Here is a 12,489-nt window from a genome sequence, read left to right as displayed (position 1 = left end):
TTAATACTCCTCTCTGAAGCGGCGTGTGATCCAGTTCGCAAGTAAGTTCATCACTAATGTGAAGACGAACAAGAGTGTACCAACCGCATAGATACTGTAATATTCGACAGTTCCAAATCCAGCATCACCTAAGGCGACCTGAACGATATACGCTGTCATCGTTTGGACTGGCTCGAGTGGATCGATTGCAGCTGTCGGATTCGAACCACCAGCGATCGTTACGATCATCGTCTCACCGATTGCACGTGACATACCGAGTACGATCGATGCAATGATACCTGATAAGGCAGCTGGAACGACGACTTTCAACGCAACTTCAAGACGTGTCGAACCGAGTGCAAGCGCACCATCGCGAATTTTTTTCGGAACGGAGCTCATCGCATCCTCAGAAATCGAAGCAATCATCGGAATGATCATGATCCCGACGACGATCCCCGGACTGAGCGCATTGTAAATTTGAATACCTGGAATCAATTTTACGAGTAATGGTGTAACGAACGTCAATGCGAAGAATCCGAAGACGATTGTTGGAACACCTGCTAACACTTCAAGAATTGGTTTTAAGATACGGCGTGCGCGGTCTGACGCGTACTCACTTAAATAAATCGCAGATGTGAGACCGATCGGCACGGCAACTAGCATCGCAATCACGGTAATCTCAAGCGTACCGACGACAAGTGGCCAAATTCCATACTCTGGTTGTGAGTTGAGTGGATACCAGCTCGTACTGCCGAAGAATTCCTTGAACGGAACGACTTCGAAGAAGTGTTCTGTTTCAATGACTAACGTGAGAATGATGCCGATGGTCGTAACGACCGAGACGAACGCACAAAGGAATAAAACGATCGGCATGACGCGTTCCATGACGTTTTTCATACTATATTTTTGCTGTCGGTTCTGTTGAATCAGCTCGCGAACCGATTTATTTTGTGTTGAACTCATCCTTCTTCACTCCCTACTCCTTCTTGACATGAGAACGGGACCCAACCGGTACAGACTTCCCCGGTTGGGCCATCCTCATGACTCGATGATTTATTTCATTGCGTCTTCAATTGCTTTTGCGTTTTCATCGTAACGATCTTGCGGCATTTTGATGTATCCGACTTCTTCAGCAAGATCACCAGCGTTTTCGTTCGTGAACTGAACGAAATCAGCGACTTGTTTTTTGTCTTTCATTGATTTGTTATTGATGTACGTGTAGATTTCACGTGACAGTGGATAAGAAAGATCTTTGATCGTTTCTGGTGTTGGATCGACTGCATCTTTTCCTTCCGCAGCAAGTGGTACTTCCTTCAACTTATCTTTGTTCTCTGCGTAGTACGCATATCCGAAGTATCCGATTGCGCCTTTCGTTCCTTCAACACCTTTGACGAGAACGTTATCGTCTTCTGATAATTGAACATCTTTACGCATATCTTTTTTCTCAAGTACTTCCTCAGAGAAGAAGTCGAATGTTCCTGAGTCTTTACCTGGGCTGAAGAATTTCAATGGTTCAGCCGGATAAGAAGAATCGACATCTTTCCAAGTCTTGATGTTCGGATCGAGCCAGATTTTCTCGAGTTGCTCCATTGAGAGTTCTTTTACCCATGTATTTTCTTTGCTGACTGCGACAGTCAAACCGTCATATGCGAGTGCCATTTTTGTGAATTCAATGTTGTTCTTTTTCGCTTCAGCTGCTTCTTCTTCTTTAATTTCACGCGACGCGTTCGAAAGATCTGTTTCACCAACGACGAAGCGTTTGAATCCGCCACCTGTACCAGAGACACCGACTGTGACATCTACGTCAGGTTGTTCCATCGAATATTCTTCACCGACAGCTTCCATGATCGGGAAGACAGTAGAAGAACCGTCGATTGCGATTTTTCCTTTTAAATCAGATGAACTAGCAGAACCGCCTTTATCGTTACCACATGCTGCCCCCACTACTGCGATTGATGCTACCGTTGTGATGAGTGCTGTTTTTTTCATCCAAGACATGATTAATTTTCCTCCTCGAAAGTATGTCGCTGACGATGCTACGACTTTTTGTCCGTTTTCCTTACAAGACTTATACTACGGATGAACTATTAAAACGAAATGAATCCAACGTAAAAGAATTGTAAAGGCGTGTTTTTTAGTGTTTACAATTCGAAATCCATTAGAAAAAAAGGTCAATGCAAACAAAAAAACGAGAGTGATTGCTCACTCTCGCTTAGTTTCTAGTTAATTTGGCTTAGTTTGCCACGGGATATCTTTGACATTAAAGTACGCTTTGACAAGATCGTGACCGATTTTCGAGTTGACGGTTTCTTGTTCCATATAAGGAAGGAACACGGCCCATGCCATCTCTGGATTATCGTACGGCGCCCAACCAACGAGGTTCGAGTTCAATGAACGAACCGGTTGACCACTTCCGTCACGCAAGGCGATTCCATCGTCACCATAGACACTGACCTGCGCTGTACCTGTTTTCGCAGCTGCATCAATACCGGTTTGCGCGATGACTTTCGCTGTACCACGCTCTCCCTTGACGACACGATGCAATCCTTCTCGGACATGATCAATGTTATCTTGACTGACTTCAATCCGATTCAGGTAATTCGTCTTGAAGCTATAATCAACTTGTTTCGTTCCTTTTTCAATCGAATTCGACGCGAGAACTTCTTTTAAGAAATGCGGCTGAACACGATAGCCACCGTTGGCAAGTGTTGAAATATACTGTGCGACTTGTAGCGGTGTAAACGCATCATACTGTCCGATGACTCGGTCCATGAGTAACGTGACACGGTCAGGTGTCCCTTGAACCCCTTTTGCTTCATAAGGCAAATCGATTCCTGTCGTCACACCTAGTCCGAATTGACTGTAATAGTTTTGCATGATTGCCGCTGCGGCATCAACGCTCGCACCCGCAATCCCGTTGCTCGGATACTTCGCCATCCGCATCGCAATGTTGAACATATACACGTTTGATGAACGCTCAAGTGCTGTCAAATCCGTGATTGCTCCCATGTTGACGTACGATGCTTTTTTCGTACCCCCGATTGTGATCGGCGCATCATTGATGACTTCGTTTTGACGAATGACACCTTCCTCGAGTCCCATCGCAACCGTTGCGCCTTTGATCGTCGAACCGATTTGAAGCGACGTCAACACGTTATTGATTGCGACATCCGAGAACTTACCGGTTGCTGGATCCAACTTTTGACCAGACATCGCAAGAATCTCACCAGTCTGTGGGTTCATGACGACGGCGTAACCTTCTTTTAGATAACGACTCCCCATGCCACGACCCATTTTAATGGCTTGTTGCATGATTTGGTCGACTTGTTTATTGTATTCCGCATCCACGGTCAGAACGAGATCTTTACCGGACTCACCTTCCTCACGTTTTGGATCACCGACCGGCTCCCCATTGAACGTCTCATACACATCGTACGCGGGTTTCCCGCGCAGAAGATCTTCATACTGTTGTTCAAGGAATGATGTTCCGACACGGTCATTCAAGCTGTAACCTTTTGCTTTGAACTCCGCTTGTTGTTCTGCTGGAATCTTCGAATACTTCCCGAAGATGTTCCGTAGTGTTCCTTCATATGGATAAGAACGCTCGTAGAACGGTTCCACCGATACACCTTTTAAATCTTCTAGATTTTCATCGATGATCGCCATCTCTTTTGCGGAAGCACCGAGTTTGACGAGTTGTGGATCAAGTGCGTATCCGACTTCCATGTTGTGTTTGATCGCAATGACTTCCATCGTTTGGTCGTCATAATCGATATCGTCTTTCGTAATCGCATCTAATCGGATTTGATCCTGTTCTGCGATTGATAGTTTACTTTGTGCTTCTGCTGAAGGATATTTCTGTTTGACGGCTTCTTGATAACGACGATCGGACTCTTCCGTGTTCGTCGCAATCCAGAAGTCCTTAATATCACGTTCTGTGACTTTCCAATCTTTTTTAGGTAGATCAATGATTGCCGCAAGACGCTGTGCAATCTCAATGCGTTCATCGACTTTCGTCGTTTGTGCGCGACGGTAGACGATGGAGTATTTAGAAATCGTATCAACCAAAAGACGACCATCCCGGTCATAAATCTTTCCGCGTGGCACTTCATATTTTGATGCGATCATTTCTGTTTTTTGAACTTCCCGCGAAATTTTCTCACCATTGACGATTTGCACAACTCCTAAACGGAAAATCAAAATCGCAAACAATAAAAAAACGACGAAGAACATTAAATTCAGACGAAGCGGCAGATGATTACGCCGTCTTCCTCGTACGGTGATTCGTTTAGCCATGGCGTACTCCCCTATCGTTCAAAAGTCATCTTGTTTCATTATATAGAAGGAAACTTTCCATAACAACCTATCCCATCATTTTCCGCATTAAAAAAAGCGTATCGTTCACAATTGAACGATACGCTCGTTTTCATATTACTTCGCGTCAGCGTAAAGCTTCGCTACGTGATCCCAATCAACGACGTTGAAGAACGCATTGATGTAATCAGGACGACGGTTTTGATAGTTGAGATAGTATGCATGTTCCCAAACATCAAGACCGAGGATTGGTGTTTTGCCTTCCATGACTGGTGTATCTTGGTTTGGTGTCGAAACGACCGCCAATTTTCCACCGTCAACGATTAACCAAGCCCAACCTGAACCAAAACGAGTTGTTGCTGCTTTCGCGAATGCATCTTTGAATGCATCGAATGATCCGAATGCTTCGTCGATTGCTGTCGCGAGTTCCCCTGTTGGAGCAGCACCGTCGTTCTTCTTCAACAGTTTCCAGAAGAATGAGTGGTTCCAGTGACCGCCACCGTTGTTACGGACTGCAGTTTGAATGTTTGCTGGGAGAGCATCCAAGTTTTGAAGAAGTTCTTCAAGTGACTTTCCTTCATGTTCTGTACCCTCAAGCGCCGCATTCACGTTCGTGACATACGTGTTGTGGTGTTTCGTGTGGTGAATCTCCATCGTACGAGCATCGATATGTGGCTCAAGCGCATCATAAGCGTAGCCGAGTTCTGGTAATTCAAATTTTGACATGTTCATGTCCCCCTTTGTGCTATTTTCGAAAACTTCAATACCCTTTAAGACTAGCAAAAGAACCTGTGTTGACGCAAGTCAAGACCCTCGGATTTACTCGACTTCTCGCGGAGCAAAAACTGAGACACCACCACCTGGAACCGGGAAGACACCAAATCCTTCATCGTCGATCACGACAGGGTGATCTTGATGGTTCGTATAGTCGAACCATTCTTGTCCCGCACGCTCAACACCTACGAACATCCGTTTTTCACACATATCGGCATTCGACAATAAGACCGCGCAGCCGGAGTTCTCGATTTCTTCAACACCTCGACGAACCCAACCGACACAATGAGGATCATCGAGATAATCTTCTTGCTCACCATACGCTTTGTGATACCGTGCATAGAGTAAAGCATCAATCATTTCTTTTTTTCCTTCTACCGGATGTGGTCCTTGCACTCCATAATAGTCACCGTAGAAGACACACGGGTAACCGTCTTTACGAAGTAAAATCGCCGCGTAAGCATGTTGTTTGAACCAGTCATCCACCCACGACTCAAGTGATTCTCCCGGTTGAGAATCGTGATTGTCGACGAACGTGACGGCATTCGTCGGGTGTGATTCGACAAGGGTATCCGCAAACAACGTCGTCATATCAAAGTCCTGTCCCTGCTTCGAAGCTTCATGGAACTTGTAATGAAGCGGAACATCGAACAAATCGATCGTATAGTCGACGCTATCAAGGAAATGACGACAATCATCGAGATCTGATTTCCAGAACTCACCGACCATATAGAAGTCACCTTCACTTTTTTCAATCATCGATTTTGCGAATTCATGAACGAATTCATAATTGATATGTTTGATGGCGTCGAGTCGGAAACCTTGGCAATCAATTGTTTCTTGGAACCAATGTCCCCAGCGGATCATTTCTTCGCGGACTTCCGGATGATTATAATCGATGTTCGCGAACATCAAATAGTCATAGTTGCCGAATTCATCATCGACTTGATCATTCCAATCTTTATTTTTACCGGAAATTTTAAAGACACCCGTCTTTTCTTCACGGGCATCAAAATCCGTTCCATTGAAAAATTCATGTGTCCAGATGAAATCTGAATATTTTCCGTTACGTCCTGGGAATGTAAACTTCGTCCAGGCTTCGATTTCAAACTCTTCTGAAATTTCTTTCGAACGATCTTCCGGATGGACTTCGACGACATTGATCGTCTCAAGTTCATCAGCTGCTGCTTTATGGTTCATGACGACATCAGCGTAAACAGCGATATCGTTCTCACGAGCAACCTGGATTGCTTCGACGAGTTCATCTTTCGTACCGTATTTCGTACGGACCGTTCCTTTTTGATCAAATTCGCCTAAATCATAGACGTCATAGATGCCATATCCTGTATCCTCATCTGATTGACCTTTTGACGCCGGTGGAATCCACACGGACGTGATGCCGGCAGCACGTAATTCAGGCGCCCGCTCTTTCAAGCGTTGCCAGTGCTTCCCATCATTCTCTACATGCCACTCAAAAAACTGCATCATCGTATGGTTACGTTCCATCTCTCTTCGCTCTCCCTTAGTTACTATAGTATGAATATTATTACAATATCTTTACTATTCCCCGGGGGAACAAAAATAAACGCTTCCCGTTTTTCAACGAGAAGCGTTCTACTGAATGGACCCTGCAGGGCTCGAACCTGCGACCGGACGGTTATGAGCCGTCAGCTCTAACCAGCTGAGCTAAGGGTCCTTAAGTAATAGTAGCGGCGGAGGGAGTCGAACCCACGACCTCACGGGTATGAACCGTACGCTCTAGCCAGCTGAGCTACACCGCCATGATGTATGTTTCTTACTCTTACTAGATTACGAGATGTGGCGAAACTTGTCAATATGCTATTTCAAAAAAATAAACAGCTGATTTCATATTTTTGAAATCAGCTGTTATAAGAAAATCGTATTTCACTTAGTTCGTTAAAGCTGTCCGCTGTTCAAGGACGAGATCCGTGATGTTGACAGCGTGATCGCCAATTCGTTCGAGGTTCGACAAGAGATCGACGAAAATCATTCCTGCTTGTCCCGTACATTCGCCAGCGTTAACACGAAGGACATGATGCTTCCGGAATGAACGTTCGAGTGCATCGAGTTTGCCTTCGAGTTCCAGAACCTTACGAGCTCGTGTGACATCATCCTCTTCGACAGCGCGAACAGCACAATCGACGATTTCTTGCGTTAAGGCGTACATGTCATCAAGCTCTTGCTTCGCAGCTGATGTGAACTGAATTCGGTTGACGATTTGGAAATCGACCAATTCAACGATGTTTTCGACGTGGTCACCGATTCGTTCAAAATCATTGACGGCATGCATCAATAACGAATGATCATTTGATTCTCGTTCTGATAAATCATGTGCCGCTACTTTGACAAGGTAATTCGTGACTTCTGTGTTCAAGTGGTTGATTGCATATTCAATCTGCTCTGATTCTGAAACATCTTTCTTATCATGCGATTGCGTGTAACGGTGCGCTTTTGCAAGGGCGTCTTTCGAGAATTCTCCCATTCGCAATACTTCGAGTTTTGCATGATTTAATGCAAGTGCCGAAGATTGGTTCAAGATGTTCTGATCGAGATGACGCGGTTTCGAATCAATCGTCGTATCCGTACCCGGTACGATTTTTTGTACAAGCCATGCGATTTGTGCGATGAACCAACATTGAATCAACGTATTGACGACGTTGAATGTTCCGTGTGCAAAGGCAATTTGCATTTTCGGACCTAAATCAAGCGTTCCTGTGATCCACGTAATGAAGCTTGAGAAAATTGGTAATGCAATCAGGAACAATACTGTTCCGATGATGTTGAAAATGACGTGTGCTGCTGCTGTACGTCTTGCTGCAATCGACGCACCAAGTGCTGCAAGTACTGCTGTGATCGTCGTTCCGATGTTATCACCGAACAAGACCGGAAGTGCCGCTTTGATATCGATCATGCCGCCAGCGTACAACTCTTGTAAGATGCCGATCGTTGCTGACGACGACTGGACAAGAACAGTAAAGATCGTTCCGACAAATACACCAAGCAATGGGTTATCCGACATCGATACCGTCAACTCACGGAACCAGACGCTTGACTCGAGTGGAGCCATTCCGTCGCCCATCAATGTCAAACCATAGAACAATGCACCGAAGCCGAAGAAAATCTGTCCGATGTATTGAATCCGTTCTTTTTTAAAGAAGAAAATCAAGAAGGCTCCGAGCGCAATTGCCGGAAGCGCAGCTTCCTTGACGTTAAAGCCAATGATGAAGGCTGTAATCGTTGTTCCGATGTTTGCCCCCATGACGACTCCGATCGCTTGTCGTAAATTCATCAGACCCGCACTAACGAGTCCGACGACGATGACGGTCGTTCCTGACGAAGACTGAATCAGGACGGTTACGACGATACCCGCTAGGATACCTAGTAGTGGATTTGTCGTATATTTATCGAGGATATAACGTAATCGGTCTCCGGCTGTTTTTTGGAGCCCATCTCCCATATACTTAATACCGAATAGGAAAATTCCGAGTCCACCGATGAAGGTGAAAATCATTTCCTGCAAATCATAGTTCATCTTGCCAGCTCCTTTATTTCATGTGGATTGATGTGTTTGTAAAGTTTATTTTCTCAACTCCCCCATTATGTAAAGGTCTGTTGAACTTGTAAATAGTTTTTGAGACATCCGTTTGTTAAAGTTTTATTAATCTGTACTACTACAAAAAAAACTTTTATTACCAATGAAAATTAAATAATTTAAATCTGTTATAAAACAATAGAAAGAGTGGTTCACTTGTCATTTTTACGTCAACTAATTAATTACTTACAAACTTCCTTAATTCCAAATCGTCCGTTTTTGCGCCTTCGTTTGGCAGATGTTTCCCTTTATTTTTGTGGATTAGCTTGGATTTCATTTTGGACGACGGTCATTGATTCCTTCTTTTTACAAAAAAACATCCCGATCGTCGTCTGGTTCATCCTTCATTTCATCTTTATCGCAATCGCTGTATTACTTTACGTATTGTTTATGGCGTATCTAACGAAGGGGTTTGTCCGATTGTTACTTCCCCGTCCGTGGGCGTATCGCCAAACGTTTCCTTACACGGTCGCAACAAATCTCTGGTCTTTCCCACTCGGTATGCTTCTATACCAACTCGATTACCCTCGCTTCGGAATCGGGATACTCGTAATCGGACACTTCGTCTACACATTAGTACCATTATGGATTGCCCGTTCCTCAAAGCCACGCGCTTCACGTAAACCTCAATGAGTATAAAAATCAGGCGTCCGACGGATTGACGGACGCCCTTCTTTCATTAAACAATTGTAAATGTTCAATTTTCGTTCTTGTTTCTCGATTTTTAGGGAATAGTTCGATATGATAGAAAAGGTAAACATAAACAATATGGCGGTATGCCACAAAAGGAGATTTTCGATATGCCGAAAATGGTCCATCGCTCTAAGACTCGTCCCGTTCGTGTAGGGGACCTTGTCATTGGTGGAAATAATGAAGTCATCATCCAAAGTATGACGACAACTAAAACACACGACGTCGAAGCGACAGTCGCTGAAATCCTACGCCTTGAAGAAGCTGGTTGCCAAATCGTCCGCGTCGCTTGTCCAGAAGAACGTGATGCGCTCGCACTTGCAGAAATCAAAAGCCGAATTAACATTCCGCTTGTCGTAGACATCCACTTCAACTATAAACTTGCGCTTATGGCAATCGAAGCTGGCGTCGATAAAATCCGGATCAATCCGGGTAACATCGGTCGCCGCGAAAAGGTCGAAGCCGTCGTTACAGCAGCAAAAGCGAAAAACATCCCAATCCGGATCGGGGTAAACGCCGGTTCACTTGAAAAGCATATTCTTGAAAAATATGGCTACCCAACTGCTCGTGGTATGGTCGAGAGTGCTTTGCACCACATTAAGATTCTCGAAGATCTCGACTTCCATGATATCATCGTCTCGCTTAAAGCATCAGACGTACAGTTGGCGCTTGAAGCGTATCAGCTCGCTTCTGAATCATTCGACTATCCACTTCACGTCGGGATTACGGAATCTGGTCCACTTCGCTCTGGTTCATTAAAATCAGCAGCGGGACTTGGCGCGATCTTGTCACGCGGAATCGGAAATACAGTTCGTGTATCTCTTTCAGCGGACCCTGTCGAAGAAGTAAAAGTCGCAAAAGAAGTCTTGAAATCATTTGGTCTCGCAGCGAACGCAGCGACATTGATCTCATGTCCAACATGTGGTCGGATCGAAATCGATTTAATGTCAATCGCTGCAGAAATCGAAGACTATATCGAAAACATCCAAGCGAACATCAAAGTTGCGGTTCTCGGATGTGCGGTCAACGGTCCTGGTGAAGCACGTGAAGCTGATATCGGTATCGCTGGTGCACGAAACGAAGGATTGTTATTCCGTCACGGAGAAATCATCCGTAAAGTACCGGAAGCAACGATGGTCGAAGAATTGAAGAAAGAGATCGATGCGATCGTTCTCGAAAAACAGGCTGAAAAAGAAGCCGAAAAAGCGAACCATGCATAAGTTGAAGACTCCTCCCTCGCGAGGAGTCTTTTTTCGTATCTCGATTTCGACTATGTTATACTAAGTGAAGAAAAATTTTTAGAACGTGGGTGACTGTAAATGAAAATTGGAATTGACATTGATGGAACGATCACACATCCATCCTCTTGCTTCACTTACATGAATAAATATCTCGGAACGTCGATTGACTTCAATCAGGCGTCCGAGTATGAATTGCATACGTACACCGATATGAATCAAATCGAATTTTGGGACTACATGGTGAACTCCGGTCACGAGACCGGCATTTATCGTGAATCCATCCCTCAAGAACATGTTCGCCACCACTTATGGAATTTGCGGAAGCAATATGACCTCCATTACGTAACAGCACGATCGGAGCTCGTTCGTCCTGTAACAGAAGAGTGGATCAAACAACACGAACTTCCTCTTGATTCCTTGATCATGACGGGATCACACGACAAAGTACAAGTCGTTCGTGATTTATCACTCGATTTATTCATGGAAGATCGATTAGAGAATGCTGTGCAGATCGCAGAAGACACATCGATTCCTGTAATCTTGTTCGACGCACCTTATAACCGTAAAGCCGTACCGAATAATGTCATTCGTGTCGCTTCATGGAATGAGGCCGTTCAAGAGATTCAAAAATTTGCACCGATTCGTTAAAACAGCCGATTAGGCTGTTTTTTCCATTTTTATGTCATTGTATGACTTGATATCGTACAATGACGATAGATTGAAACTTTGATATAGGAAGGGCTTCGTGATGCTTGCGACAGTGAATATCTTTTTTATTAATATCTGTATTATTTTTCTCGTTTCTACGTTCACCTTTTACCTACTTCGTGATCGTTTGCCAATTCAACCTGACTCAAAAATGTCTACTCGTCTCTATTTCGGACTTTCCAATGGTATGACTGGCATTCTACTTATGCATAATGCAATCGACTTAAATGGAGCGTTGATTGATTTACGGTTATTACCTCTCGCTTTGTCCGCTTTGTTCGGTGGTAATATCAGTATTGCCGTGACAGGGCTGATGCTCTTGATTTATCGATTCGTGATTGATAGTGGCGATTCACTAGACGCTCTGTTTAGTTCTGTCATCACACTACTTGGATTTCTAGTACTTTCTTTTATTTGTCGTCGATTCATCAAACGGCAAGGGTATTTCTTTTCTGCTATCGTCACGGTCGGTTCCCTACTCGTACTCTCGCGATTGATTATGAGCAACTCCCCAGCGGATGCCTGGGGAACGATTTATATTCCATATTTCATTTTAACGATTGGTGGAGCCTTTTTGTTTTATCGTTTGTCTTCACTTCTTCAGCAGCATTTTGTTCTTTATTCTTATCAATCCTATCTTGCTTCGACCGATCAATTGACGCGGCTCGCGAACCGCCATGTCATTTTAGAAAAAGTCACGACGCTCGAAAAGAGTAAAGATTCTTGGGGAGTCATCTTGTTTGATTTGGATCACTTCAAGAATGTAAACGATACACATGGCCACGCTATAGGAGACGCTGTCTTGCGCCACTTTTCAATCTTATTGAACGAGCATTGTCCGGCACCCGTTACGGTCGGTCGATATGGTGGTGAAGAATTCATCGTCATCGTTCCAGACATTGAACCGCATCCTCCTGTCGTCTTAGCTGAAACAATCGTAACAGCTGTTCAGCAAACACCGTTCGTCATGCAAGATCATGCCGTATCCATTACGGTATCCGCAGGAATTGCTTACGCTCATCAACAACCAGCTGAAACAGTATTTAAGCAAGCGGATAGCGCTTTGTACGAAGCAAAAGCACAAGGACGAAATCAGTCTCGCCTGTATCAATCGAAATGAATACTAAAAAGCCACTTCTCCTCCGAGCGATTCGGACTGAAGTGGCTTTT

At 44.4% G+C, this 12,489-nt stretch carries 10 protein-coding genes and 2 tRNA genes; 4 read left to right on the top strand and 8 right to left on the bottom strand.

Going from position 1 to position 12,489, the window contains the following annotated elements:
- From pstC to KNQ09_RS01025, 8 genes are all read right to left on the bottom strand, one after another.
- Nucleotides 1-942 (bottom strand): phosphate ABC transporter permease subunit PstC, encoded by a 942-nt coding sequence (pstC, locus tag KNQ09_RS01060; RefSeq protein WP_047396437.1) that lies wholly within the window; start codon nt 940-942, stop codon nt 1-3.
- 90 nt (nt 943-1,032) lie between these two features.
- On the bottom strand, nt 1,033-1,977 hold the full coding sequence (locus KNQ09_RS01055) for a PstS family phosphate ABC transporter substrate-binding protein (RefSeq protein ID WP_064300299.1): 945 nt from the start codon (nt 1,975-1,977) through the stop codon (nt 1,033-1,035).
- 225 nt (nt 1,978-2,202) lie between these two features.
- Nucleotides 2,203-4,275: a peptidoglycan D,D-transpeptidase FtsI family protein gene (locus tag KNQ09_RS01050; protein ID WP_064300300.1), complete on the bottom strand. Its 2,073-nt coding sequence runs from the start codon at nt 4,273-4,275 to the stop codon at nt 2,203-2,205.
- Between the two features lie 135 nt (nt 4,276-4,410).
- Nucleotides 4,411-5,019 carry a superoxide dismutase gene (locus tag KNQ09_RS01045; RefSeq protein ID WP_064300301.1) on the bottom strand — a complete coding sequence of 203 codons (609 nt, stop codon included), beginning with the start codon at nt 5,017-5,019 and terminating at the stop codon, nt 4,411-4,413.
- A gap of 93 nt (nt 5,020-5,112) precedes the next feature.
- Nucleotides 5,113-6,573, bottom strand: coding sequence for an alpha-amylase (locus KNQ09_RS01040; RefSeq protein ID WP_064300302.1), 1,461 nt, complete (start codon nt 6,571-6,573; stop codon nt 5,113-5,115).
- A gap of 116 nt (nt 6,574-6,689) precedes the next feature.
- A tRNA-Ile gene (locus KNQ09_RS01035) sits at nt 6,690-6,763 on the bottom strand.
- 11 nt (nt 6,764-6,774) lie between these two features.
- Nucleotides 6,775-6,848 (bottom strand) — tRNA-Met (locus KNQ09_RS01030).
- Between the two features lie 128 nt (nt 6,849-6,976).
- Nucleotides 6,977-8,620, bottom strand: a complete 1,644-nt coding sequence (locus KNQ09_RS01025) for a Na/Pi cotransporter family protein (RefSeq protein WP_064300303.1) — start codon at nt 8,618-8,620, stop codon at nt 6,977-6,979.
- Between the two features lie 207 nt (nt 8,621-8,827).
- Between KNQ09_RS01025 and KNQ09_RS01020 the strand changes: the two genes are divergently transcribed.
- The 4 genes from KNQ09_RS01020 (at nt 8,828) to KNQ09_RS01005 (ending at nt 12,439) form a co-directional block, all read left to right on the top strand.
- Entirely contained in the window at nt 8,828-9,313 is a 486-nt protein-coding gene (locus KNQ09_RS01020; RefSeq protein ID WP_353049738.1) for a hypothetical protein, read from the top strand.
- A gap of 167 nt (nt 9,314-9,480) precedes the next feature.
- The gene (gene ispG / locus KNQ09_RS01015; RefSeq protein WP_023467533.1) at nt 9,481-10,590 is read left to right on the top strand and encodes a flavodoxin-dependent (E)-4-hydroxy-3-methylbut-2-enyl-diphosphate synthase; all 1,110 of its coding nucleotides are present in this window, start codon (nt 9,481-9,483) and stop codon (nt 10,588-10,590) included.
- Nucleotides 10,591-10,689: 99 nt separating this feature from the next.
- Nucleotides 10,690-11,259: a 5' nucleotidase, NT5C type gene (locus KNQ09_RS01010; RefSeq protein ID WP_231884699.1), complete on the top strand. Its 570-nt coding sequence runs from the start codon at nt 10,690-10,692 to the stop codon at nt 11,257-11,259.
- A gap of 100 nt (nt 11,260-11,359) precedes the next feature.
- Nucleotides 11,360-12,439, top strand: a complete 1,080-nt coding sequence (locus KNQ09_RS01005; RefSeq protein ID WP_285801425.1) for a GGDEF domain-containing protein — start codon at nt 11,360-11,362, stop codon at nt 12,437-12,439.
- Nucleotides 12,440-12,489: the final 50 nt, after the last annotated feature.

This window comes from Exiguobacterium sp. s191 (assembly GCF_018618955.1).
Lineage (GTDB): Bacteria > Bacillota > Bacilli > Exiguobacteriales > Exiguobacteriaceae > Exiguobacterium_A > Exiguobacterium_A abrahamii.
The sequence above is the reverse complement of the archived record's forward strand: the minus strand, read 5'-3'. Positions and strand labels throughout refer to the sequence as shown.